Source organism: Helicobacter sp. MIT 11-5569, from assembly GCF_000765695.2.
Taxonomy (GTDB): Bacteria; Campylobacterota; Campylobacteria; order Campylobacterales; family Helicobacteraceae; genus Helicobacter_D.
In genome coordinates this window covers 126,063-152,065 of the sequence record NZ_JRPB02000001.1, presented here as the reverse complement: position 1 = coordinate 152,065, position 26,003 = coordinate 126,063, and the positions used below count along the sequence as shown (strand labels likewise).

Here is a 26,003-nt window from a genome sequence, read left to right as displayed (position 1 = left end):
TTTATTTGCTTTTTCTTTTTCTTTGTGTTGGGTCAAGCACCTTTTTGCGGATTCTAATATTTTTTGGAGTAACTTCTAAGATTTCATCTTCTTCAATCCACTCCAATGCGCGCTCTAAGTTCAAATCACGCGGAGGAGTTAGCTTGATTGCATCATCACTTCCGCTTGCACGCATATTTGTTAAATGCTTTGCTTTAACAGGATTTACATCCAAATCATTTTCTCTACTATGCTCACCAATTATCATTCCTACATACACCTTTGTTTGCGGTGAAATAAACAAAACCCCTCTTTCTTGGATATTTCCTAATGAAAAAGGTGTTGTTTCTCCATTCTCCATTGAAATTAATGCACCATTGCTTCTTGTTTCTACACTTCCGCTAAAAGGGCGAAACTCTAAAAAGCTATTGTTCATTACGCCTTCACCTTTTGTATCGGTCAAAAACTCACTACGATAGCCAATAAGCCCACGCGCTGGAATCTCAAATTCCAATCTTGTATAACCTTCACCCATAGGATTCATCGCTTTTAACTCTGCTTTTCTGCGCCCTAGCTTTTCAATCACGCTTCCAGAATAATCTTGTGGCGTATCCACAACTAGCGATTCAAAAGGTTCGCATTTTTGCCCATCAATTTCTTTAACAATCACTTCAGGACGAGAAATACTAAACTCATAATCCTCACGGCGTAAATTTTCTGCCAGAATCGTAATTTGCAACTCTCCTCTACCGCTTACTTTAAACTTCCCTTCGCCAAGCTCTTCGACTTTCATTGCAATGTTTGTTTGCATTTCTTTCTCTAATCGCTCTTTAAGCTTGTTTGCAGTTACATGCTTACCTTCTAGTCCCGCAAATGGAGAATCATTTACCGCAAAATTTACACTCATTGTAGGTTCTTCTAAGTGCATAGGGTCAAGTGGAATCGGATTGTTAGGATCTACAATAGAATCTCCAACATTAATAGAATGGAATCCTGCTAGAGCGACAATATCTCCTGCTTGTGCTTCATCAATTTCCGTTCTTGCCAGCCCATAAAATCCGATAAGTTTGGTGATTTTTCCTGTAACTTTCTCGCCATTACTTTTAGCAAGCATTACATTTTCACCCTTTCTAATCTTACCATTAAAGATTCTAGCGATTCCAATTTTTCCTACATAATTATCATAATCTAATGTAAAAATCTGCACTTGTAGAGGATTATCCTTATTTCCACTAGGTAGCGGAACATGCTCTAAAATCGCATCAAAAAGTGGTTCAAGATTCTTTTTCTCATCATCTAATTCTTTAATCGCATAGCCATCACGCGCAGCAGCATAAACAATAGGAAAATCTAATTGTTCTTCATTTGCTCCCATTGCAGAAAATAAATCAAAAACTTCATCAATCACGCGGTCAGGTTGGGCAGCAGGCTTGTCAATTTTATTAACCACCACAATAGGACAGATTCCAAAACCAAGTGCTTTTTTGACGACAAATTTTGTTTGTGGCATGACGCCTTCTTGTGCATCTACAAGCAATAATACGCCATCAACCATTTTTAGCACGCGCTCTACTTCTCCGCCAAAATCAGCGTGTCCGGGAGTGTCAATAATATTAATCTTCGTCCCTTTGTAATTAATCGCTGTATTTTTGGATAGAATCGTAATTCCTCGTTCTTTTTCAATATCATTGCTATCCATCACACGTTCATCAACTTGTTCATGGCTTGCAAATGTTCCTGATTGTCTAAGCAAGCCATCAACAAGCGTTGTTTTTCCATGATCAACATGCGCAATAACCGCAATATTTCTAATTTCTTGCATACATTTCCTTAACGATAAAAATAAAAACAATAGCGTGGATTCTATCTAAATCAAACTTAAAAACTTGCATTTTTATTACGCTAATATTACACCTAAAATTACAATATTTACTCTATATAATCTTTTTCTAAAAATGCGTGCAATTTATTGTATTCTCCGCGCTCTAAAAAGCGCACTTTTTGCATGGGTAGATTATTGAGTTGCACAAACCCATAAGCAATACGCTTAAGGTCTAAAACTTCAAGCCCAAAGTGTGCAAAAAACCTTCTAAGCTCTCGATTTTTTCCTTCTTTAATAATAACTTTGATTTTTGAATATTTTTCTGTATTTTTGATACAAGTATATCCCACAAAGGGCGCAAACTGCATTGCTTTAATCTTGCTCTTATTATGCCCCCCAGCACTTGCATCTTTTAGTGTGATTCCACTTTCCATTGCATCAAAAACACTTTCTTTAATAAAACCAGAAAGCTTAAGCAAATAAACACGCTCTAACGCACTTTCCATTAATGCACGCACAACTTTAACATTATCACTAAGCAGCAAAAGACCTTCACTTGCAAAATCTAATCTTCCAACAGGCTTAAAATGTGAAAATCGTTTAGGTAAAGAATCATAAATCACTTTACGTCCTCTATCATCATGCTTACTAACAATCTCACCTTTTGGTTTATTATAGACAATTACCGTATATCCTTCTTGCTTTCTTAAAAGTTTTCCATTGAGATAAACTTTTGTATTTTTATCAACTTGATAAGAAAAATCAAGCACAACTTCTTTGTTGATTGTAATCCTACCTTCTTTAATTAGCTTATCTGCTTCTCTTCTTGAGTATTTTGAATGGTGTGCTATAAATTGATTAAGGCGCATTTTACTTCTTAAATTGGAATTTTTGTGTTTTTAAAAACATTTTTAACACTTCTTTATGGCGTCCTTGCAAAATCAACCAAAAACCATTATTCTCTTGCTCTAAACTTCCCCCACAAGAAAACTTTTTCTTCGCTGTTTTTAGAATCTCTTGCATTGCTTCTTTTTCTTCAAAAAAGATTCCACAACGTGTAATATCTTTTCCCTTTGCCTTTTCTTCATTGATTCCTAAAAAATAACTATTACGCTCTTTGACTTCCCCTACTTTAGAGCAAACACAAACACTCTTTAACTCTCCGCATTTCTTACATAAAGAATCAATCCCATCTGCAAACTTTGCCCCTATATCAAACAAAGCTAATTTCTCCATTGCAGCTCACTTAATGCAGTTTTAATCTCACTATGCACCCTAAATCCACTTACCATTTCTAGTTCTTGTGTTTGCGTCCTAAATAAAATCCTAAGCTCGCGCTTTCCAGAGTGAATCAATGCGTATTCTCTAAGCTTTTGCAAACTTTGGCTTTGTGTATTAGAATCTAATAACACAAGCAAAGGGTCGCTAATATCAGCTTTTTCAATCGCAAAATTTATCGTTTCTTTTTTGGCTTCTTTTAGAGTTAAAATCTTCTCTGCCTTAAGCTTCTTTGTCTCATTTTGTTCTTGCACTTGGCATTTTATAGCGATTGGAGTCTCTTTATCTAATGCTTCAATTTGAATCAGCATTTGCTCAAAAATTGCAAACTCCACACTTCCATGCAAATCTTGAATCTTAAGCATTCCATAACGTTTTCCTGCTTTTGAAAATTTTACAATCACATCTTCAATACGTCCCAAAATTAGAATCTTACTATTTTCTGATAAATTTTCAATTTGATTGCTAGGTGTGTAATTAATCTCTTTAAAAGATTCTTTATACGCATCTAATGGGTGTCCAGAAGCATAGAATCCTAAACTTTCTTTTTCAAATTCTAAAATCTCTTTTTGACTATATTCCCCTAAATCTTGCAAATCTAGTTGCACGCGCGTCATCTCTTCATCTTCGCCAAATAATGACCCCATGGCTTCTTTTTGTGCGTTTTGAGAATTTTTCGCTGCTTCTGTTAAATCCTCAACTTGTTCCAACAAAGATTTACGCGTATAGCCCATTCCATCAAGCGCACCACTTTTTATAAAAGATTCTAATGCTTTTTTATTGACTTTAGTGGGATTAATGCGTTTTAAGAAGTCTTCTAAACTCTTAAATGCGCCATTTTGTTTGCGCTCTTCTAAGATAATATTAATCGCTGCTTCTCCAGCACCCTTAATTGCCCCAAGACCAAAAAGAATGCAAGACTCTCCATTAACTTCAGCAACACTAAATTCTAATTCTGATTTTTGAAGATTTGGCGGAAGCACTTTAATCCCCATTTGATTAACTTCTTCAATATATTCTACAATCTTATCTGTATCGTTTTTTTCTGAAGTTAGCAATGCTGCCATAAACTCTCTTGGATAATACGTCTTTAAATACGCTGTTTCAAAAGTAAGCATTGCATAAGCCGCTGAATGTGATTTGTTAAATCCATATCCAGCAAATTTTACAATCAATTCCCAAAGTTCTTCTGCCTTTTTTCTATCAAAGCCCTGCGCAACTGCTCCATCAGCAAACTTACTTTTATTATCCGCCATAATTTGCGCATCTTTTTTACCCATTGCACGGCGGATTAAATCTGCCCCGCCTAAAGAAAATCCACCGATTCTTTGCACAATTTGCATCACTTGTTCTTGATAAACAATCGTTCCGTAAGTGGGGCGCAAAATAGGCTCTAATTCTGCAAACATATACACAATAGGTTCTTTTCCATGTTTTCTATTAATAAAATCATCAACCATTCCAGATTCCAAAGGACCCGGACGCCCTAACGCAATAGTTGCAATAATATCTTCAAAGGTGCTTGGACGCATTCTTTTGTTAATCCCTTGAAACATACTAGATTCTATTTGAAAAACACCTAATGTATTTCCACTTTGCAAAGTTTCATAGACTTTTTTGTCATTGACATCAATACTTAAAAAATCAATTCTTTTACCACAACGTTTTTCAATCAAATTTAACGCATCATCAACAACAGTGAGTGTTTTTAAACCCAAAAAGTCAAACTTAATCAAATCCACATCTTCAAGATATTTCATCGAATATTGTGTTGCAATGATTCCATCACGTTGAGAGCGATAAAGGGGAGCTTTGTGCCATAATTCTTGTGTCGAATCAATCACAACAGCAGCAGCATGTGTCCCGGGATTCCGCTTTGTTCCTTCTAAAATTAATGCAAATTCCCAAACTTTTTTAGCTAAAGGATTACTTGCAATAAGCTCTGCAATCTTTGGTTCTTTATTATAGGCATCTTCTAATGTAATTTCTAATTCTTTGGGAATTAGTTTTGCAAAATTATCCGCATCATTATAAGGCATACCCATTACACGCGCAACATCTCTAATTACCGCTTTTGCTTTCATCATACCAAACGTAATAACTTGCGCAACATTATGCCGCCCATACTTGTCTGTTACATAATCTAAAATTTCCCCGCGCCTACTTTGACAAAAGTCCATATCAATATCAGGCATACTTACGCGCTCTGGATTTAAGAATCGCTCAAAGAGTAAATCATATTTTAAAGGGTCAATATTTGTAATTTCTAAACAAAAAGCAACCAAACTTCCAGCAGCACTTCCACGACCGGGACCAACAGGGATTCCACGCTCTTTTGCTGCGCGCACAAAATCCCAAACAATGAGCATATAGCCCGGAAATTTCATAGAGTTAATAATTTCTATTTCTCTCTCTAAACGTTCTTTGTATTTTGTATGCTCTTCTTTTGGAATCCTTACAAGACGTTTCTCTAAGCCTTCTCTACATTTGTATGCAAAATACTCACTATCTTGTGTAAAATCTAGCCCTTCAGTCTTTGCATATTCTTGCGTAAATTTAAAGCTAGGTGGTGTTGGGTTTCCTAAATGCAATTCTAAATTACATTTATCTGCAATCTCTTGTGTATTTGCCAATGCTTCTGGCAAATCTGCATAAAGTTCCGCCATTTGTGTGGGAGTTTTAATATAAAATTCCTGCACTGTATGGCGCATACGATTCTGGTCGTTAAATTCCTTGCCAAAACCAATACAAAATGCAACTTCTTGCGCAGAAGAATCGCTTTGCTTCGTGTAATGCGTATCATTAGTTGCAATAATTTTAATTCCCGTTTCTTGTGATAGTTTTAAGAGTTGATTATCAATAAACTGCTGCTCTTCAATCCCATGACGCATAAGCTCTAAATAAAAATCTTCACCAAAAATTTCTTTATATTCTAGTGCGACTTCTTTTGCTCTCTCATAACCTTTGCGTCCTTTATTATCATCTTTTTTAAGATTCAAATGCCATTGCACTTCACCATTTAAACACGCGCTACTACAAATTAGCCCTTCGCTATGCTCTCTTAGCATTTTTTTACTAATGCGTGGTTTCATATGGAATCCATAAAGACAAGCTTGCGAGCTTAGATACATTAAGTTTTTATAACCTTCTAAATTCTTTGCATATAAGCACAAATGAAAGCGTTGATTATTCTTATCGCTAATTTCTTCTGCATTATGCAAATATGCCTCCATTCCTAAAATGGGTTTAATCCCTTCTGCTTTCATTGCTTTATAAAACTCAATCGCACCAAACATATTGCCATGGTCAGTTACTGCCACACTATCCATGCCATATTCTTTAATCTTTTTTGCCAAAACTTTAATTTTATTTAGCCCATCAAGCAAAGAATATTCTGTATGTAAATGCAAATGTGTAAATTTAGGTGTTTGACTCATTATAAACCTTTCAAAATTTTCAAAACTTCTAACTTCTCTTAAGATTCTCCGCGCAAGACTTTTAACTCTTGATTAATTTTTAAGAGTTTTTGCTCTTGTTCTATTAACGCATTTTTATTACTTTCAAGCACTTCTTTAGGTGCATTTGCGACAAACTTTTCGTTCTTTAACATATTTTCTAGCTTGTCAATTTCTTTTTGTGTCTTTTGAGCTTGCTTCTCTAAGCGCGCAATAATAGATGATAAATCAATATCAGCAATTGGCAAATACACTTCTAGTTTTTCTGTAATATCTACAATACAATTTGGAACTTTTTGGCTAACAATCTCCAAAGATTCCACTTTTGCAAGCTTACACACATAGCTAGTAAATAAATTTTGCATTGATTGTGGAATCTTGACATTTACATAAGCCTTAGCAATTTTTTGGTTTGCCAAATCAATTGTCGCTTTTGCGCGGCGCAAAGCCACAATGGAATCTACAATCAATCCAAAAGTCGCAAAATTTTCTGCATTTGCATAGCTAAAATTTGGATAAGGACGCACCATAACAGAACCACTTTCTTCTAAAGCTGTGCCATCTAATCTGTGCCATAAATAATCACTAATAAAAGGCATATAAGGGTGCAATAACAGCAAGGATTCCTTAAATATTGCGCCAAGCTCAACAATAGAATCTTTATCTGCTTTGCTAAGTTCAATCCCCCAATCGCAAAATTCTCCCCATAAAAAGCGATAAAGTGTATTTGCTCCATCATTGAAGCGATAAGATTCCAAATGCTCACGCACTTCTAAAATCGTTTGACTTAAAAGCTCTGCAAAATACTTTCCAAGAGCAGTTTTTGGCTTTCCTAAGTCTTCTAAATTTGGGAATTTTTCAGCATTAAGCAATAAAAAATTTGTCGCATTATAAAGCTTATTTGTGAAGTTTTTAGACACTTCAAGCTGCTTTGGAGCAAGTTTTACATCACGTCCTTGCGCACAAAGAATCGCCAAAGTAAAGCGCAAAACATCTGCACTATATTCTTCAATTTTTTCTAGCGGGTCAATCACATTGCCTTTAGATTTGCTCATTTTGTTACCAAATTCATCTCTAACAAGTGCATGCAAATAAATATCTGGATAAGGAAGCTCTCCTAAGAAATGTTCGCCCATCATCAACATTCTAGCGACCCAAAAAAATAAAATATCAAAGCCTGTAATGAGCAAGGAATTTGGATAAAACTCCTTCATATCGCTAGTTTGCCAAGTTTCCCCTTCACCCCATTTGCCATTTAGGAATCCAAGCGTTGAAAAGGGCCAAAGCGCAGAGCTAAACCAAGTATCTAATACATCTGGGTCTTGTGTGATTGCGCTACTTCCACATTTTTGGCAAGCTTTTGGGGATTCCACACTTGCAAACTGCCCTCCGCAAGTCTCACAATAATACACTGGAATCTGATGTCCCCACCAAAGCTGGCGTGAAATACACCAATCGCGTAATTCTCTCATCCACGCATTATAATTATTTTTCCATTGTGTCGGGAAGAAATTACTTGCATTTGCATTGATTTTTTCAATCGCTTTTTGTGCAACTTCTTTTTTCAAAAACCACTGCTTAGAAATATAAGGTTCTACGACATTACCACAACGATAGCAATGCCCTACTTGGTTTTTGTAATCCTCAATTTTTTCCACAAAGCCTAGCGATTCTAATTTTTCTATGATTTTAGCACGCGCTTCTAATCTCTCTAATCCGCAAAATTCTCCTGCATTTGCATTTAAGATTCCATGTTTATCAAAAATTACAATCTGTTCTAAATTGTGCCGCTTGCCCACTTCATAGTCGTTAGTATCGTGTGCTGGTGTTACTTTAACCGCTCCTGTCCCAAACTCCATATCTACATGAGAATCAGCAATAATTGGAATCTCGCGCTCTAAAAGTGGCAACACAACATTTTTACCCACAAGGTGTTTAAAGCGCGAATCTTCGGGATTTACCATTACAGCAGTATCGCCGAAGTAAGTTTCTGGACGCGTAGTTGCCACAATGATATAATCTTTGGAATCCTTTAAAAAGTAGCGTAAGTAATAAAGTTTGCCATTATTTTCTTTGTATTCTACTTCAATATCTGATAATGCGCCATCGTGTGTGCACCAATTAACTAAATATTCTCCTTGTATAATTAAACCCTCATCATAGAGTTTTACAAAGGCTTCTTTGACGGCATTTTGCAAGCCTTCATCCATTGTAAAGCGCGTCCTACTCCAAGCAGGTGAGCTACCAAGTTTGCGCATTTGATTAAGAATCATTCCCCCGCTTTTTTCTTTCCATTCCCACACTTTTTGCACAAAAGCTTCGCGTCCTATCTCTTCTTTTTTGATACCTTGTGCTAAGAGTTGCTTCTCTACGACATTTTGCGTTGCGATTCCCGCATGGTCAAGTCCGGGTTGCCAAAGTGTCTTATATCCGTCCATTCTTTTAAAGCGTGTGATAACATCAATCAATGTATGGTTTAATGCATGTCCAATATGTAAGCTTCCTGTTACATTTGGTGGGGGAAGCATAATACAAAAGTTTTTACCTTCTTTTTGAATCTTTTGATTGCCATTAACTTCAAAATATCCTGCGTTTTCACAAAAATTATAATAGCTTTCTTCAATTACTTTTGGATTATAAGTATTAACTGTTTTTTGTTCTTGAGTTATCTCACGCATAAAAGCCCTTTAAATAGCAAATTGGGTGCAAATTTTAAAATTGGAATAGTTTTTGCTAGTTTGCTAAGTATGAATTTTAATTTCAGAATTCTACCAAAAAATCATAATTCTTTAAAATCTATTTTTCACAAGGAAGTTTATTAAGAATAGGTGTTAAAGTAGAAACTTTATGGTAAAATTCAATCATACCAAAAGACAAAAGGAGCGTGTTATGAAAAGTGAAAAGTTTCAAGTAAAGTCCCCAATTTTAGGATTTGAAAATGTCAATGAAGTGAGTTTTGCTGAAGTAGATGATGGCGCATTAGCATTTTTATCAATGGAAGGAAGCACGGAGTTATTACTAATTAACCCTTACAAAGTGCGTGAGTATTCTTTTGAAGTGCCAACAGCAATCCAAACATTGCTTGATATGAAATCAAATTCTAATGTAAAAGTATTCTGTGTATTTGTGCGCGAAAAAGAAGCAGAAGTGCGCATTAATTTTTTAGCACCTATTATTTTAAATTGCGATAACAATACACTTGCCCAAGTTGTGTTAAATATCAAAGATTATCCAAATTTTGGTGTTGCAGAATCTATTAAAAATTATATTAAAGCATAGCTTGATTGCCCTTATCCAATCTTAACTCCCAACAAAAAGAAGCTTGTCAAGCTCCAAGTGGGCATAATCTAATCATCGCTTCTGCAGGAACTGGCAAGACTTCTACGATTGTTGGGAGAATCTCTTTTTTACTACAAAATGGAATCTCGCCCCATGAGATTTTACTCTTAACATTCACAAACAAAGCTGCTGCAGAAATGTTATCACGTTTAAACACTAAGTTTGATACAAAAATTATCAAAGAAATTGAAGCGGGTACTTTCCACGCAGTAGCTTATCGGTATCTAAAGGCTAAAGATTCTATTATTTTAAAGCAACCTAGAGAGCTTAAGGTTTTGTTTAAAAGTCTTTATGATAGACGTGTTTTTTTAAACCATTCAGAAATTACTCCCTATGGAGCAAATTACCTTTATGATTTATTTTCTCTCTATTTTAATGCAACAACTTCAGAAGATTTTACAGGTTGGTTGGAGCGCAAAAACCCTCAACAACTTGAATATGCAGAGATTTATTTAGATATTTGGGAAGAATTTAAAGCTTTAAAAGAAGAATACCATTATGTCGATTATAATGATTTACTTTTAAATTACAAGGCAAATTTGCTAAAACAAACACAATCGCCTTTTAAAGAAGTTTTAGTCGATGAATATCAAGATACAAATCCTTTGCAAGATTCCATTTTGCAAGCCCTTAACCCACCTTCTATTTTTTGTGTAGGCGATTATGACCAAAGCATTTACGCGTTTAATGGAGCAGATATTAGTATTATAGGCAGTTTTAAAGAACGCTATCCTGAAGGGAAAATTTATAGTTTAACCAAAAACTATCGCTCCACAGAACCAATTTTAAACCTTGCAAATCGTGTAATTGAAAAAAATCCGCGCATTTACCCTAAAAAACTTGAAGTTATTAAAACACAAAATTTTGGAAACCCTGCACTTCTTGTCTATGAAGAGTTGTTTTTACAATACGCCGGAATCGCAAACAAAATCAAACTTTCAAATCGCCCTTATCAAGAAATTGCGGTGATTTTTCGCAATAATTCTAGTGCTGATGGCATTGAAGCAAGTTTGCGTGAGATTGGGATTCCGACTAAGCGCAAAGGTGGTGTAAGTTTTTTTGATTCCAAAGAAGTGGTTTATATGTTAAATCTTTGCACTTTACTCTTTAATCCTAAAGATATGATGGCTTTTATTCACATATTAAGCCACACAAAAGGAATCGGAAATGCAGTCGCAAAAGATATTTATGAAGCCTTACTGCTTTTGGGGAAAGGGAACTTAGCACAAGGGATTTTATATCCCGACAAAAGCATAAAAGAACCTTATAAAAAAGGCATACGAAACACACAATTAGGGCTTTTTGATGATTTTATAGAATTTAGCAATACCGCACAATTTCACGCTCTACCCTTAGAAGAAGGATTTAAAAACAATGCCATTTTAAGCCACCCAAAACTTACCAAAGATGGTGCTGAATTTTTAAATGCTCTGTATTGCTTTTTTAAATTCTTTAATCCTTATGACAAGCCTTATTATTTAATTACAAAAATCCAAACTTTGCCAATTTTTCAAATCGTTGCTCAAAAACTCGCAAAGGAACGCTCCATCACAAAAGAAGGTGTTATTTTAGAAGAAAAACGTTTGGAATCTTTAGAGAAAATCAACAGAAAAATGTCGCTTTTAAAAGATTTATCAACACATTATGATGATATTGGACGCTTTTTAAATGCAATGGTGCTAGGCTCAAGCGAAATGAGTGAAGGCGAAGGCGTTAATTTGCTAAGTATTCACGCAAGCAAAGGATTAGAATTTAGCGAAGTTTATCTTGTAGATTTAATGGAAGGAAGATTTCCAAACAAAAAACTTATGCAGCAAGGCGGAAGTTTAGAAGAAGAGCGCAGGTTATTTTATGTCGCTGTTACACGTGCAAAAGAAGTTTTATATTTGAGTTATGCCAAAAAGGACGCATTAAAAAATATTCCCTATGAAGGGTCTATTTTTCTTTATGAAGCAGGACTTTTAAGGAGCTATCTTACTTAATTACCAAACAGAATCCAAATTTAACTTAATAAATCTCCAGCAACTCAAAATCTTTCAACACAGTTTTTTTAGGCACATAAGGAGCTGCGAACTCATTTCCTATTTGATAAATCGGTAAAAACTTAAAGTCATGCGCAACAGAATCCTCACCATAAGCATAAAAATCCTTTTGGGGATTCTGATTCTGCTCTTTTATCGCTTTGTGTTCTTTCTGTGCTTTTGGAAGATCTAGTGCTACACGCTGCATATCTTTTTTCTTAAAATAAGATTCCAACTCCTTAACGCGCCAAGCTATTTCTTGATAATACTTTTCAGCTTGTGTATTTGCAGTGGAGCTTTTTTTCCAGCTATAACCTTTATTATAAGATTTTACAATATTTTTCCAATTTCCTTGATGTTCTTTTTGCCAAAATTTTAACTCTAAAATTGCAATCTTTGCGGCAAATTCATCATCATCGACAAGCATTGCTCCGACCATATTTTGTGTAAAACCATTTTGTTTTAATTGTGGATAACGGTTAATTACACCCGGAATATAAGCGTGAAAATTCCCAGCACTTGGGTCTTGAAAATTCATTTTATACTCTCCAGCACAAGACTCTTTCCATGCAATTGCTGCAAGTGTTAGTCCAAATCCTTCGCTCTCCCCAGCAAGATAAGAACGCAATAATACCTCCTTTTGTTCTTTGGAAAACTGCGCTAAAGGAACGCAAGCGTTTTTAAAATCTACTTTTGGTGCAGCAAATACAACTCCACAAAATAGCAATAAACTTAAAACAATCCTTTGCATAACAACTCCTTATTTAGAAATGTTATAGCAATTTTTGTTCCTAAATTTATGCACTCAATTCTAGTTTAAACGCAGCAATTACACCTTGTTTATCTTTGCGATTCTCTAAAGTTATCTCTCCGCCGAGTTCCTCTGCAGCTTTTTTTGCTAGAAACAATCCAAGCCCTATTCCTTCTTGGTTACCCACTTTTTCAAAAGGGGCAAAAATATCTGAATCTGCTTTGATTCCCTCTCCTTCATCTAAGACTTCTATTTCTAAGATTCCATTTTTTACAAAACTCTTTAAACACACGGCTTTATCTTTTGGAGTAAATTTAAAGGCATTTTGTAAAAAATTCTGAAGAATTAGTCGCAATAATGCAGGTTTTATTAAAATTTCTAAACCTTCTGTTTGAAGCACGTATTCAAACTTCCTATCTTTACTTAAAAGTGTGAAATCTTTTATAAGATTTTCTAATTCTCTTTGTATATTGATGAGTTGCGCGCATTCTGTTTTATCGCTATTTTGTATCAAATTAAATAACGCTTTAATGCTTGTTTGCGCCACATTAACACTTTGGATATTTTCTTTTAAAGCATTAATATACGCTTCACTTTCCCTAGCCTTTAGCAAAGTAACTTCACATCTTGTTTTAATCACTGCTAAGGGTGTTTTTAACTCATGTGCGATTCCGCTATAAAGCTGCTTTTTTGCTTGATAATATGCTTCAACACGCTCAAAGAATCCCTTAAATGCTAATACCAAAGGTTTCTGTAAAGATTGTTCTAAGAATTTCTGATTTGGATTTGCAAATTTGTTTAATTCATCGACTTTAAGAGTATTTAAAAATATAATTAATTCTCTAATAAGTTTATCTTCATTTCTTCTGTTTTGCCAAACAAGCAACACTGCCATTATCCATATCGTAAAATTTAAAACAACTAAACTTAATGCTAAAAACCTTAAAAGCTTAACTTCTTGTGTAATATCCTGCGTGATTTGCAATCCTGTATCCTTAAAAGGAATTTGCAAGATATATTCTATACGATTTGTATGAATCTGTTTTTCAAAATTAGCTGTTGTAATTTTAGAATCTAAAACTATTGCGCCATTTAGAGATGTGTCAGTGGGATATTTTTTAGAAATTTCTTGTAGTTTGGATTCTATATTTTGATAGGTTGTTGTATAAACAAAAAAATAAAAAAGTGTAGAAAAAACCGCCACAAGGGCGATAAAAATGTAGATGAACCACTTTTGCAAAGCGTTCTCTTAAATACCTTTTGGATAGCAGAATCTATAACCTCTGCGTCTTACAGTTTCAATTGTAGCGATATTTAAAGGCTTGTCCATTTTTTGACGGATTTGGTTGATTGCTACTTCAATGACATTTGGAGTAACAAGCTCTGGTTCTTCCCAAATCGCGTCTAATAATTGTTCCTTAGAAACAATTTGGTCTCTATGGCGAGCAAGATGCGTTAATACTTCAAATGGCTTTCCTTTAAGCTCAATCTCTTGTCCTTTATAAGTAATTTTCTCTTCATCAGGATTAATGACTAAATCTTCAATTTCGATGAGATTTGTTCCACCAAAACGCAAGCGCGCTTCGATTCTAGCCACTAAAACGCTAAAATCAAAAGGTTTTGCTAAAAAATCATCAGCCCCAGCCCTTAATGCTTCCACTTCACTTTGCGCATCATCTTTTGCAGAAATTACTACAACTGCTGTGCGCGGAGATTTGCTTTTAACTTGATTAATAATCTCCAATCCACTTCCATCTGGCAACATCCAATCAGCAAGCACCAAATCATAATTACGAATACTAATATAATACTCACCATCTTTTAGATTTTCAGCAACATCAGTTTGATAGTTAAACTCATTTAACCCTTCTGTAATAGTCTTATTAAGGCTTATCTCATCTTCAATAATTAAGATTCTCATCTCTTCTATCCTTACGATAAATTTAAAAATTTTCGGAATTATATCATAATTTTAGCTATTTTTAAACAAATTTTTATGAAAAATTAAAAAAATAATAAGAATTTTTTAATATTTGAAGCAATAATTTAAATAAATATCTTTAACCTAAGGATTCCATAAGTGGAATCCTTCAAGCTAAATACGGCGTTGTTTTAAAACATCAGCAATTAAAAAAGAAAGTTCAATAGCTTGACTTGCATTCAAACGCGGGTCGCATTGTGTGTTGTAATTACAGCCTAAGTTTTCTTCGGTAATTGCCTGCATTCCGCCCACACATTCTGTTACATCTTCACCTGTCATTTCTAAATGCACACCACCAGCATAAGTGCCAACACTTCTATGAATCTCAAAGAATGCTTTCACTTCATTTAAAATATTATCAAAAGAACGGGTTTTATAGCCACTGCTTGCTTTTGTTGTATTACCATGCATTGGATCAATACTCCAAACAATTTCTCTACCTTCACTTTTTACAGATTCCAGAAGCTTTGGAAGCTTCTCTACAATTACATTTGCTCCCATTCTAATAATAAAATTTAAACGCCCTGCTTCATTGTTTGGATTTAGAATCTCACAAATTCCTAAAATATCCTCTTTTGTGGCATTAGGTCCAATTTTCACCCCTAAAGGATTTCCAACTCCACGCAAAAATTCCAAATGCGCACCATCTAAATTACGCGTGCGCTCTCCAATCCAAAGCATATGTGCTGAACAATCATACCACTCCCCAGTTAAATGATCTTTACGCGTTAATGCTTCTTCATAATTTAAAAGCAAGGCTTCATGAGAAGTAAAAAACTCTGTTTCATGCAATGTTGGTGTATTTTGTGCTGTAATTCCACACGCTTCCATAAATGCTAAAGCTTGTGTAATCTTATCTGCCATTTCACAAAATCGCTCACTTTGTGCGCTATTAACGAAATCTAAATTCCATTTCTGCACTTGATTTAAATCCGCTAAACCACCTTGTGCAAAGGCTCGGATTAGATTTAATGTTGCAGCAGATTGATGATAGGCATGTAAGATTCTATTTGGGTCTGCTTCTCTAGCTTCAGCATTAAATTCTATTCCATTAATAATATCGCCACGATAACTTGGCAACGTGATTCCATTAATCGTTTCTGTATCGCTACTTCTAGGCTTTGCAAACTGCCCTGCCAATCGCCCAACCTTTACAATCGGGCAAGCACCAGCATAAGTCAAAACTACTGCCATTTGCAGAATAACTTTAAATAAATCTCTGATTCTTACTGCATTAAAATCCGAAAAACTCTCTGCGCAATCTCCACCTTGTAGCAAAAAGGCTTCTCCGCGAGAAACCTTCGCTAAATGTGCCTTTAGCGTTCTTGCTTCTCCAGCAAACACCAAAGGAGGAAGTTTGCTAAGTTGCTCTTGTGCCTTATTTAGTGCTTCTAAATCCTTATATGTAGGCTGTTGTAAGGCAGTTTTATCACGCCAACTTTTGAGATTCCAGTTTTTTACCTGCATTAAATGTCCTAATTCTTTAAATTAAGCCTAGCATTTTATCACACAAAAAATAAAATCACTCTTACCGCAAACCTTATTTACCCAAATATACTTGTCTAGGGCGCGTAATTCTTGCATGAGGATTTTTAATATGTTCCATTACTTGCGCACACCAACCGGGCATTCTTCCAATAACAAACATTGGGGTAAATAACTGCACAGGAATCTTAAGTGCTGTTAAGATGATTCCACTATAAAAATCAACATTAGGATATAAATTTCTTTCTTTGAAATAATCATCACTTAGAGCAACTTCTTCTAATTTTTCTGCAATCTCACTGAAGCACGCATTCATTTTAATGCCTTTTTTATCAAGTTCATCTTTTAAGGATTTAATTGCTCTTGCACGAGGATCATAACTCTTATATACACGGTGTCCAAAGCCCATTAATCTAAAAGGATCATTTTTATCTTTTGCTTTTGCGACAAATTTATCTACATTTTTAACATCGCCAATTTCTGCAAGTTGCACTAAAACCTTTTCATTTGCTCCACCATGTGCTGGACCCCAAAGCGCATTAATACCAGCAGAAATTGCCGCATAGGGATGCACGCCAGTTGAAGCAACATTACGCACTGTTGTCGTAGAAGCATTTTGTCCATGGTCAGCATGCAGTATAAAGATTTTATCAAGTGCTTCAACTTCCAATGGAGTAATTTCCTCCTCTCCTTTGAGAGTGTATTTTAACTTTCCTCCAGGATATGCACGCAACATATAAAGGAAATTTTCTACATAACTTCTACTAATATCAGGATAAATAAAAGGAGCTCCAATAGAATTACGATAAGAAAATGCAACTAAAGTCGTAATTTTTGCAATAATTCTACGTGCCATTATTTGATAGTCATTTTCTTCTTCCATTTCATTATGGTCAAAATGAAATGTTGAAAGTGCTGCAACAGCAGAACTTAAATTTGCCATTGGATGCCCTCCATCGGGAAAAGCACTAAAAATATTGATTAACCCTTCATGTAAAAATCCACGATGGCGTAACTCTAAATCAAATTCCTTGGATTCTGTTTCATTTTTTGGTGCTTCCCCAGTGATTAAAAGCTTTGCAACATCTGTAAAATGGTATTTCTCCACAACTTCTTCAATCGGCAATCCTTTATATAACAAACGCCCATTTTTTCCATCTACATAGCTTATTGTAGATTCACAACCCGCAGTAGAACCATAGCCCGGGTCATAAGAAAAAATATTTGTGCGTTCAAATAATTTACTAAAATCAACTGCCTTTGGTCCTCTTGTGCAGTCAATCAAATCAAAATCAAATTTTTCGCCTGTTTCATTATTAATCAGCGTAATTGTTCCCATACTTGACTCCTTAAATAATTTGAATTGAGTCCTATTTTAACGCACTTTTTTAAAATAAGTCAAAAAATATTTAAATTTTTATGGAAACTTTCTAGCATTTTGACAATTTTACACATTTTTAATGATAAACAATATCAATATCACTACTAGGGTTAAATTCGAAAATTCCTTCGTCAATCTTGCTATTTACAACAATCTTAGAAAAAATAATCTCCACTTTATTTTCCAAACTATCGCTAAAATAGATTTTCTTTAAGATTCCACTTTCTGAAACCAATGTGTATTTTTGCTCTAAAATCACCGCTTCATAATAATCATCTTTTATTTTTTTTGCTTGTTTTAATAGACCTAAAAAATCCATATTTTCTTGAAGTTGTGCAAAAATTGCTTGTTTTAACTTCGGTTCAAAAATTATCATTGCTCCATTATCGATATAAATTTCTTTTGGAATAGGATTATCATACTTCCAAAGAACGCTAGAAGGAGCTAAAGCCTTAATTGTTCCTGTATATTTTAAAACACTTCCTTTATCTTCGCTAGAATACACATTTTGTTCAAAATTTGCACTAAAGCTTTGAATTTTTTGTAAATCCTTTGCTTCTACTACAATACCAAAAATCGACACTGCGATTCCGATTTTTAAAAATTTTAAAAAAACCTTAATACTTTTCATTAAAAAACCCTTAATGTTTCGCATCTTTATGCAAAAAATATAACCCAATAGCAAGCGATAAAATAGAAATTGCAAAGAAAAGCATATCTTGTGTTGTCTTCATTCCCATATTTAGCACTTTTGAAAAGAATGCAACAATGAGTGCCATAACAATGACTTTTGCCAATTTATCTTTAAGTTGGTCTAGCGTGTGAATCTCTAGCACTTTAGATTGATTTTCATCTTTTACTTCAATTTTTGCAATAAACAACTCATATAAACCAAAAGCAAAGATTAGCAACACCACAGCAATAAGATACAAATCAATCGCCATAATAATGGAATTTAATAAAATATTATGAATATCTACCCCTTCTCCTAATGCACCAACATAATATAAATAAGTTTGCTTTGCTGCTTTTATAATATCTATACTTGCTACGACAAATAACAAAATAGAGCCTACTAGAGATAAAAGCACGGCTAGAATAATAAATAATCGTGCATTCCACATTAATTTTTCAAACAAAACTCTCAAAAAAGATTCCTTAGCGACAAAATTATGCAGAATTATAACTCATCTTTTAAACAATTATTTCACACTTAGGCATAAATATTTCAACTCCATATATTCTTCTATTCCGTATTTCGACCCTTCTCTTCCTAGCCCACTATGTTTAATCCCGCCAAATGGAGCAACTTCATTAGAGATTAACCCTGTATTAATCCCAACCATACCATATTCTAAGGATTCTGCAACACGCCACTGTCGCTTATAATCTTGCGTGAAAAAATATGCAGCCAATCCAAATTCTGTCGCATTTGCCATAGCAATCGCTTCTTCTTCTGTATCAAACTTAAAAATCGGTGCTAATGGTCCAAAAGTTTCTTCTTTTGCTACAAGCATACTAGGTGTTACATCACAAATTAGCGTTGGTTCAAAATAAGTCCCACCAAGCTTATGTTCTTTACCCCCACTTAATAATCTCGCACCTTTACTTAAAGCATCTTCAATATGCTCTTTGACTTTTAAAACAGCACTTTTATGGATTAATGGTCCTTGATTCACCCCTTCTTCTAACCCATTACCAACTTTAAGTGTTTGCATTTCTTTTTGTAGAATCTCACATAAGCGCGTATAGATTCCACTTTGTGCATAAATACGATTTGCACAGACGCAAGTTTGTCCGCTATTACGAAACTTTGAAGCCATAATACCTTGCACTGCTTCTTCCAAATTCGCATCATCAAAGACAATAAAAGGTGCATTACCCCCAAGTTCCATACTCAACTTTTTAACCGTCTTAGCGCACTTTGCATATAATTGCGCGCCAACTTCAGTAGAACCCGTAAAGCTTAATTTACGAATCATTTCACTTTCACAAAATACATCACTGATTGTATTAGAATCTCCATTGACTATCATAAATACATCTTTTGGGATTCCAGCTTTTTGAGCTAACAACTCTAAAGCATATGCACTTAAGGGAGTTTTCGAAGCAGATTTAACAAGAATCGCACACCCACTAGCAAGAGCAGGAGCAATTTTGCGCGTAAGCATTGCAGAGGGAAAATTCCAAGGGGTGATTGCAGCACAAACTCCAATAGGTTGTTTAAGCGTCATAATCTTTTGGTCTTTGACTTTAGATTCCATAATATCCCCGCAAACCTTTCTAGCTTCTTGCGCAAACCATTTAATAAAAGATGCTGCATAAAGAATTTCTCCCCTAGATTCAGCAAGCGGTTTTCCCTGCTCTTTTGTCATAATTTCTGCCAAAGCTTCTTTATATTCTAGCATTAATACAAAAAAGCGCATTAATCTATCACTGCGCTCCTCTGCTAAAATATTTGCCCATTGTTTTTGTGCTTTATATGCTTTTAGAATTTTCTCTTCTAGCTCTTGTGCATTTGTTTTTTTTACATAGGCTAGAATCTCTCCTGTTGCAGGATTTATAACCTCTATTGCCTCTGGAATCTGTGTTTTTGAAATATCTTGATGTGCAAATAAATCCATAAATATCCCTTTGTTTTTTGAAAATTATGTAACTTTATCTTTAACTTTTTGTTTAAAAACTAAAATTTTTGCTATTTATTTGCAAAATTTGTATAAAATATGCACAGATTAAGGAGATATTTATGCGTTACTTGATGATTCTTTTAATTAGTCTTTGTTTTTATTCTTGTGCTTCCACAGATTATACAAACCGTTCTCAACTTATGCTTTTAAACAGCAAAGAAGAAGTGGCTTTGGGTGAGCAAAGTGCTAAGGAAATCCTGCGTAATGCAGAAATTAGCAATAATGCAACACAAACAAAAATGATAGAGCGCGTAGGGACTAAAATCGCTAATGTTGCAAATCGTCCAGATTTTCAATGGGAATTTTATCTTTTACAAAGCGAACAAATTAATGCGTTTTGCTTGCCCGGCGGCAAAGTATTTGTTTATACAGGCATAATGGATATGGTTGCAAATGATGATGAATTAGCTGTAATCTTATCCCATGAAATTGCCCACACAATTTTACGCCATGGCGCAGAGCGTATGAGCATGCAAAATCTCCAGCAAATTGGAGGCAGTATTCTAGGGCTTGTTGTGCAATCACAAATTCCAGAATATGCTTCACTTTTTAATCAAGCTTATAATGTAGGAAGCAATGTTGGCGTAATGCTTCCCTTTAGCCGTTCCCATGAATTAGAAGCTGATGAAGTTGGAATCGCACTTATGCAAAAAGCAGGATATGATGCACAAGCTGCAATTGCTTTTTGGCAAAAAATGGCACAAGGCAGTAAAAACTCTTCGGATTTTTTCTCCACACACCCTAGTGATACGAAACGCATAAAAGCAATCCAAGAAATTTTACAAAAACAAAACTAAAACACAATCGTTTTATTATTGTAAGTAAAAATCTTCTCTTCTAAAGCTAGATTTAGTGCCTTAGCAAGCACAATTTTTTCTACATCTCTTCCACTTTTTTGCATATCTTTCCAACTCATTGCGTGATTAACTTTTGTAATATCTTGATAGATAATTGGTCCTTCATCTAATGCGTTATTGACAAAATGCGCTGTCGCACCAATGATTTTTACACCGCGCTCATATGCTTGTTTGTAAGGGTTTGCTCCGATAAATGCAGGCAAAAAGCTGTGATGGATATTAATAATTTTACCCTCAAACTCTTCTACAAATTTAGGACTTAAGATTCTCATATATTTTGCAAGCACGATATAATCACAAGGAAATTTTCTTAATGCTTCTAACACTTTTTCTTCATGTTCCTCTCTTGTGAGATTTTCACTAGAAACACATATAAAGGGCAAATCAAACTTTTGACACAATGGCTTTAAAGAATCATAATTTGAAATTATTGCTAAAATATCCGCATTTAGCTCTCCACTATCATAGCGAATGAGTAAATCTCCTAAGCAGTGGTTTTCTTTGGTGCATAAAATCACAATTTTTCTACGCTTTGCTTCAAAAATCTCAACTTGAGCTTCTTTAGACAAGAGTTTTAAAATCTCTGCTTTTAAAATATCAATATCACATTCTCCTAACATTTCTGAACGCATAAAGAAGAGATTATTCTCCATATCCACAAACTCATCGTTTGTTAAAATATTTAAATTAAAATCAAAAATCACACGCGTAATTTCTGCAATCAAACCTTTCTTATCAGGAGTTTGAATTTTTAGTATGATATTCATACACTTCCCTTTGCAAATACTTTAGAAAATTGTTCTAATCCCTTTACGATTCCATTTTGAATCCCTAGCGCAATCTTTTCACCAAATATTTTTTCTAAATACACTTCAATTTTATCTTTTTCTTTTTTTAGCCATTTTGGCTCTAAAACATTTGCCTTTTCAAATAGCAGTATTTGCGCATCATAAATGCTTCCCACTCTATCCACTAGCCCTAATTCTAAAGCCCCCTTAGCACTTAGGATTCTACCTTGCCCAAAGTTTGGCTCTTGTGCTACATCTAGCTTTCTAGCATTAGCAACTTCTTCTACAAACATCCAATATTGCTCTTGCACCAAATCTTCTAGCATTTGTTCTTCATCTTTATTCCAAGGGCGCATTAACGTTCCAGCTTCTTTATAGATTCCAGCTTTAATTGTTTGTGGCTTGATTCCTAATTTATCAGCTAGTTCGCTAATATCTGCTCCATTAATAATCACACCAATAGAACCCAAAAGCGCACCACGATTTGCCACAATAGAATCCGCCCAAACACCCGCTAGATAACTACCACTTGCCATAGAACCTTGCGCATAGACAATCACAGGAATCTTTGCATTAAGCCTTTTAATCGCTTCAGAGATTTCAATACTTGGGGCAATCGCTCCTCCGGGAGAATCAATCACAAGCAAGATTCCTTTTAATTTTGGATTCTCCTCAAGCAATTCTAACTCTTGCAAAAATGTATCACTTTGCAAAATTGTCCCATATAAATCAATCCTAGCAAGATTTGCTTCTTCTAAAATTGTTTCTTGTTTTGGCATAAAAATCAGCACTAAAACCAACAAAAAAACTAAAGCCTTTAAATGCTTCCCAATAAATTCTAAAGGTTTGACAAAAAAATCTACAAATCGCACAAAACACCTTGTCAAAGAAAAAATAAAGGTGAAATTATAGCATAGTCAAAAATATTAAGTGTAAATTTGCTAAGATTTTGCCTCTAAATTGATTTTTGAAGGTTTAAATTTTATGGACGCTATGCAAAAGATTCGCAACTTCTCTATTATTGCACACATTGACCATGGAAAATCCACTCTCGCAGACTGCTTAATCCAAGCTTGCGGTGCAATTAGTGCGCGCGAAATGAGTGCGCAGGTTATGGACACAATGGAGATTGAAAAAGAACGTGGAATCACAATCAAAGCCCAAAGCGTGCGTCTAAACTACCATTATAAAGGTGAAAATTATATTTTAAACCTTATTGATACTCCCGGTCATGTGGATTTTAGCTATGAAGTCTCCCGCTCTCTTGCAAGCTGCGAAGGCGCATTGCTTGTTGTAGATGCAAGTCAAGGCGTGGAAGCCCAAACGATTGCAAATGTGTATATCGCACTAGATAATAACCTTGAAATTATCCCTGTTTTAAATAAAATTGATTTGCCTGCTGCAAATGTTGAGCGCGTAACGCACGAGATTGAGCAAACTATCGGGCTAGATTGCGCAAATGCTCTACAAGTGAGCGCAAAGGCAAATATTGGAATCACAGAATTGCTCAATGCGATTGTAGAGAGAGTCCCTGCGCCAAGCGGCGATGTAAATGCTCCAACAAAGGCGTTAATTTATGATTCGTGGTTTGATAATTATTTGGGCGCACTTGCGCTTGTGCGCGTCATAGATGGCAATATCTCCGTAGGGCAGAATCTCTATATTATGGGAAGTGGCAAGAATCACGAAGTTTTAGGGCTGATGTATCCCCACCCATTGCGTCAAGAAAAAACAAAAATCATTCGCAGCGGAGAGATTGGAATCGTAATTTTAGGGCTTAAAAATGTAACAGATATTGCAGTAGGCGATACGATGACAGATTTTAAAGTGCGCACAAAAGAGCCTGTTGCAGGGTTTGAACCTGCTAAACCTTTTGTATTTGCTGGAATCTATCCGATTGATACCGATAAATTTGAAGATTTGCGCGATGCGCTAGATAAATTAAAACTTAATGATTCTAGTTTGACTTATGAGCCTGAAACTTCTGTTGCGCTAGGTTTTGGATTCCGTATCGGGTTTTTGGGGCTTTTGCATATGGAAGTGATTAAAGAGCGGTTAGAGAGAGAATTTGGACTTGATTTAATCGCTACTGCGCCAACTGTGGTTTATGAGGTGATTCAAACTGACGGAGAAGTTGTTTGGATTCAAAACCCAAGCGAACTACCGCCAGAACAAAAAATTGCAAAAATCAAAGAACCTTATGTGCGTGCGACAATCATCGTCCCTAGCGAGTTTTTGGGTAATATCATCACGCTTTTAAACAAAAGACGCGGAATCCAAAAAAAAATGGAATATTTGCAAGAAACACGCGTTTTATTAGAATATTGGATTCCAACAAATGAAATTGTTATGGATTTTTATGACAAACTAAAATCCTGCACAAAAGGCTACGCAAGCTTTGATTATGAGCCAATTAGCTATCAAGAAGGCGATTTGGTAAAATTAGATATTCGCGTGGCAAATGAAGTTGTCGATGCACTTAGTATCATTGTGCCAAAATCTAAAGCTTATGAGCGTGGCAAAGAGCTAGTAGAAGCTATGAAAGAGATTATTCCTAGACAGCTTTTTGAAGTCGCTATTCAAGCAAGTATCGGCAATAAAATCATCGCGAGAGAAACCGTCAAATCTATGGGCAAAAATGTTACTGCAAAGTGTTATGGTGGGGATATTACGCGTAAGAGAAAATTACTTGAAAAGCAAAAAGAAGGCAAAAAGCGTATGAAAGCAATCGGCAAGGTTGCATTACCACAAGAAGCCTTTTTAGCGGTTTTGAAGATTGATTAACTCCAAACAAATAATGCAAAAATAATTAGCATAAATACAGAAAAAACGCCAAGCCAAAACCCAGCTTTTACCATCTCGCTTTGTTTAATATGACCCGTTCCAAACACGATTGCATTTGGCGGAGTTGCTACGGGAAGCATAAAGGCACAACTCGCTCCAAATCCAATAACTAAAGTTAAAATAGAATCAGGCATATTCAGTGCAGCACTCAAAGATGCAAAAATAGGAATCAAAAGGCTTGCACTTGCTGTATTGCTTGTAAATTCTGTGAGCAAAATAATAAAAATAGCCAAAGCAGCAATAACTAATATCCAACTCCCAATCCCTAAAACATTAACACCAAATTCCCCCATTCCAAGTGCTTTTGCAATAGTATTTGCCATTATAGCACCTGCTCCAGAATCCTTAATGATTCCACCAAGTGCTAGCCCTCCACCAAATAAAAATAAAACTCCCCAATCTGTGTTTTTTTGGATTTCTTTCCAAGACGCAGTGCCACTTAACCCAATAACCACAGCACCGATAAGCGCAATCATCGCATCAATATCTTGAATACCACCCAACCAAACATTAATTTTACTACTAAAAATCCACGCAATCGCCATTCCTAAGAAAATAAAAATCGTCAGTGTTTTATGGAGATTCCATTCCATTTTTTCAAATTGCATAGAAAAACGCTCATCTAAATTTGGCTTTGTAACAAGATATAAAATAAATAAACAACTAGGAAACATTACTAACATAAAAGGGATTCCAAGCTTCATCCACTCCAAAAACCCAATGCCAAGTGATGAAGCTGCAATCGCATTTGGAGGGCTACCAACCAATGTCCCAAACCCCCCAATACTAGCACTATATGCGATTCCTAGCAAAACAAAAACAAATGTCCTCCTGTCTTCTTGCGCGCTAAGATTACTTAAGATTCCAAGCCCAAGAGGTAGCATAATAGCAGCAGTGGCAGTATTGCTAATCCACATTGAAAGCATTGCAGTTACAGCAAACAGCATAAAAACAGCGACTTTCACTCTACCTTTTGCTAGAATAATGAGTTTTTGCGCAATTAGCTTATCAAGCTCTTGCATATGCAAAGCAGTAGCAAGTGCAAATCCACCAAAGAATAAAAAGATAATTGGATTTGCAAAAGTGCTAAGTGCTGCATTTGTATCTTGCAAACCTAAAAGAATCGATAAAACCGGAACCAAAAGTGCCGTTAAACTTACGTGCATAGCTTCTGTTAGCCATAAGATTCCAACAAAAACCAAAAGGCAAATTCCTAAATTTTCATTGCGCGAATAAGGCAAAAGATAATAAAGAATCGCAAATAAGCAAATATCTAAGACTAAAATTATTAAAGCGCGCTTAAGTATAAAATCTCTCTGCATCATCTCACTTTAC

At 35.2% G+C, this 26,003-nt stretch carries 20 protein-coding genes; 4 read left to right on the top strand and 16 right to left on the bottom strand.

What is annotated here, in order from left to right:
* Nucleotide 1: 1 nt before the first annotated feature.
* The 5 genes from typA to LS70_RS00660 all read right to left on the bottom strand — a co-directional run bounded on the left by typA (nt 2) and on the right by LS70_RS00660 (nt 9,212).
* A complete protein-coding gene (gene typA, locus LS70_RS00680; protein ID WP_034287422.1) occupies nt 2-1,801 on the bottom strand; it encodes a translational GTPase TypA in 1,800 nt (599 codons plus the stop codon).
* Nucleotides 1,802-1,908: 107 nt separating this feature from the next.
* Nucleotides 1,909-2,670, bottom strand: coding sequence for a pseudouridine synthase (locus LS70_RS00675; protein WP_034287420.1), 762 nt, complete (start codon nt 2,668-2,670; stop codon nt 1,909-1,911).
* A gap of 1 nt (nt 2,671) precedes the next feature.
* Nucleotides 2,672-3,037: a hypothetical protein gene (locus LS70_RS00670; RefSeq protein ID WP_034287417.1), complete on the bottom strand. Its 366-nt coding sequence runs from the start codon at nt 3,035-3,037 to the stop codon at nt 2,672-2,674.
* Complete coding sequence (gene dnaE, locus LS70_RS00665; RefSeq protein WP_034287415.1) at nt 3,025-6,516, bottom strand: DNA polymerase III subunit alpha; 3,492 nt, start codon at nt 6,514-6,516, stop codon at nt 3,025-3,027. The genes LS70_RS00670 and dnaE overlap by 13 nt, the downstream gene beginning before the upstream one ends.
* A gap of 38 nt (nt 6,517-6,554) precedes the next feature.
* A complete protein-coding gene (locus LS70_RS00660) occupies nt 6,555-9,212 on the bottom strand; it encodes a valine--tRNA ligase (protein WP_034287412.1) in 2,658 nt (885 codons plus the stop codon).
* A 211-nt stretch (nt 9,213-9,423) separates the two neighbouring features.
* Here LS70_RS00660 and fliW point away from each other — a divergent pair, with 211 nt between their 5' ends.
* Nucleotides 9,424-9,813: a flagellar assembly protein FliW gene (gene fliW / locus LS70_RS00655; RefSeq protein WP_034287410.1), complete on the top strand. Its 390-nt coding sequence runs from the start codon at nt 9,424-9,426 to the stop codon at nt 9,811-9,813.
* Between the two features lie 5 nt (nt 9,814-9,818).
* On the top strand, nt 9,819-11,855 hold the full coding sequence (locus LS70_RS00650) for an ATP-dependent helicase (RefSeq protein ID WP_034287408.1): 2,037 nt from the start codon (nt 9,819-9,821) through the stop codon (nt 11,853-11,855).
* A 25-nt stretch (nt 11,856-11,880) separates the two neighbouring features.
* Here the strand turns inward: LS70_RS00650 and LS70_RS00645 are convergent, their stop codons facing one another.
* The 8 genes from LS70_RS00645 to LS70_RS00610 form a co-directional block, all read right to left on the bottom strand.
* Nucleotides 11,881-12,645: a hypothetical protein gene (locus LS70_RS00645; protein ID WP_034287406.1), complete on the bottom strand. Its 765-nt coding sequence runs from the start codon at nt 12,643-12,645 to the stop codon at nt 11,881-11,883.
* 46 nt (nt 12,646-12,691) lie between these two features.
* Nucleotides 12,692-13,885 (bottom strand): sensor histidine kinase, encoded by a 1,194-nt coding sequence (locus tag LS70_RS00640; RefSeq protein WP_034287403.1) that lies wholly within the window; start codon nt 13,883-13,885, stop codon nt 12,692-12,694.
* 9 nt (nt 13,886-13,894) lie between these two features.
* Nucleotides 13,895-14,566 carry a homeostatic response regulator transcription factor HsrA gene (gene hsrA, locus LS70_RS00635; RefSeq protein WP_034287402.1) on the bottom strand — a complete coding sequence of 224 codons (672 nt, stop codon included), beginning with the start codon at nt 14,564-14,566 and terminating at the stop codon, nt 13,895-13,897.
* Between the two features lie 174 nt (nt 14,567-14,740).
* Entirely contained in the window at nt 14,741-16,093 is a 1,353-nt protein-coding gene (locus tag LS70_RS00630) for a class II 3-deoxy-7-phosphoheptulonate synthase (protein ID WP_034287400.1), read from the bottom strand.
* Between the two features lie 73 nt (nt 16,094-16,166).
* Entirely contained in the window at nt 16,167-17,450 is a 1,284-nt protein-coding gene (locus tag LS70_RS00625; protein WP_034287398.1) for a citrate synthase, read from the bottom strand.
* Nucleotides 17,451-17,568: 118 nt separating this feature from the next.
* A complete protein-coding gene (gene lolA, locus LS70_RS00620) occupies nt 17,569-18,123 on the bottom strand; it encodes a LolA-like outer membrane lipoprotein chaperone (RefSeq protein ID WP_052083275.1) in 555 nt (184 codons plus the stop codon).
* A 10-nt stretch (nt 18,124-18,133) separates the two neighbouring features.
* A complete protein-coding gene (locus LS70_RS00615; protein WP_034288970.1) occupies nt 18,134-18,616 on the bottom strand; it encodes a YqhA family protein in 483 nt (160 codons plus the stop codon).
* A gap of 78 nt (nt 18,617-18,694) precedes the next feature.
* Nucleotides 18,695-20,116, bottom strand: a complete 1,422-nt coding sequence (locus LS70_RS00610; protein ID WP_034287396.1) for an NAD-dependent succinate-semialdehyde dehydrogenase — start codon at nt 20,114-20,116, stop codon at nt 18,695-18,697.
* A gap of 122 nt (nt 20,117-20,238) precedes the next feature.
* On the opposite strand from LS70_RS00610, the gene LS70_RS00605 reads away from it, so the two are divergent.
* Nucleotides 20,239-20,976: a M48 family metallopeptidase gene (locus tag LS70_RS00605; protein WP_034287394.1), complete on the top strand. Its 738-nt coding sequence runs from the start codon at nt 20,239-20,241 to the stop codon at nt 20,974-20,976.
* Here LS70_RS00605 and purU read toward each other — a convergent pair.
* Both purU and sppA read right to left on the bottom strand, forming a co-directional pair.
* Complete coding sequence (purU, locus tag LS70_RS00600) at nt 20,973-21,803, bottom strand: formyltetrahydrofolate deformylase (protein ID WP_034287391.1); 831 nt, start codon at nt 21,801-21,803, stop codon at nt 20,973-20,975. The two genes, LS70_RS00605 and purU, sit on opposite strands and share 4 nt — an antisense overlap.
* The gene (gene sppA / locus LS70_RS00595) at nt 21,800-22,696 is read right to left on the bottom strand and encodes a signal peptide peptidase SppA (RefSeq protein WP_034287389.1); all 897 of its coding nucleotides are present in this window, start codon (nt 22,694-22,696) and stop codon (nt 21,800-21,802) included. The genes purU and sppA overlap by 4 nt, the downstream gene beginning before the upstream one ends.
* A 121-nt stretch (nt 22,697-22,817) precedes the next feature.
* Between sppA and lepA the strand changes: the two genes are divergently transcribed.
* The gene (lepA, locus tag LS70_RS00590) at nt 22,818-24,608 is read left to right on the top strand and encodes a translation elongation factor 4 (protein WP_034288967.1); all 1,791 of its coding nucleotides are present in this window, start codon (nt 22,818-22,820) and stop codon (nt 24,606-24,608) included.
* Here lepA and LS70_RS00585 read toward each other — a convergent pair.
* Entirely contained in the window at nt 24,605-25,993 is a 1,389-nt protein-coding gene (locus LS70_RS00585; RefSeq protein WP_442906982.1) for a DASS family sodium-coupled anion symporter, read from the bottom strand. The genes lepA and LS70_RS00585 overlap by 4 nt on opposite strands.
* Nucleotides 25,994-26,003: the final 10 nt, after the last annotated feature.